The following is an 806-nucleotide window of genomic DNA, read 5'->3' as shown; positions in this document are numbered from 1 at the left end:
AGTGCGACGGCGTACTTTTTGTAGAACGGTCCGGCGAGTTATGATACGCGGTAAGGTTAAGGACTTAAGGTCCGGAGCCGAAGCGAAAGCGAGTGTTAAGAGCACGAGGAATCACGTATCATAGACCCGAAACCGGGTGATCTATCCATGTCCAGGATGAAGCTGCCGTAAGAGGTAGTGGAGGTCCGAACACACATCCGTTGAAAAGGGTGGTGATGAGGTGTGGATAGGGGAGAAATTCCAATCGAACCCGGAGATAGCTGGTTCTCCTCGAAATAGCTTTAGGGCTAGCCTTCAGTTAGTCTGCCGCAGGTAGAGCACTGAATTTCCTAGGGGGCGTCAAAGCCTACCGAAGAATATCAAACTGCGAATGGCGGACAGATGATGCTGGGGAGTCAGACTGCACGAGATAAGTTGGGTGGTCAAAAGGGAAAGAGCCCAGACCTACAGCTAAGGTCCCAAAGTGCGTGTTAAGTGGAAAAGGATGTGGGATTTCGAAGACAACTAGGATGTTGGCTCAGAAGCAGCCACACATTAAAAGAGTGCGTAATAGCTCACTAGTCGAGAGGTCCTGCGCCGAAAATGTCCGGGGCTGAAACACGACACCGAAGCTTAGGAACAAAGAAACCAAGGTTTCTATATGTTGGTAGAGGAGCATTGTTAGCGGAACGAAGCCATACCGGAAGGAGTGGTGGACTGCTAAGAAGAGAGAATGCCGGAATGAGTAGCGAGATTGAAGTGAGAATCTTCAAGGCCGAATATCTAAGGTTTCCAGGGTAAAGCTGATCTGCCCTGGGTAAGTCGGG

General features: G+C 50.1%; 1 rRNA gene. It reads left to right on the top strand.

From position 1 onward, the window contains the following. Positions 1 to 806, top strand: a 23S ribosomal RNA gene (locus tag WMO14_RS12860); the annotation flags it as partial.

The sequence above is a fragment of the Lachnospira rogosae (ex Hitch et al. 2025) genome (assembly GCF_040096455.1).
GTDB classification, from domain to species: Bacteria; Bacillota; Clostridia; order Lachnospirales; family Lachnospiraceae; genus Lachnospira; species Lachnospira rogosae.
This window is presented reverse-complemented; position numbering and strand designations above follow the sequence as displayed.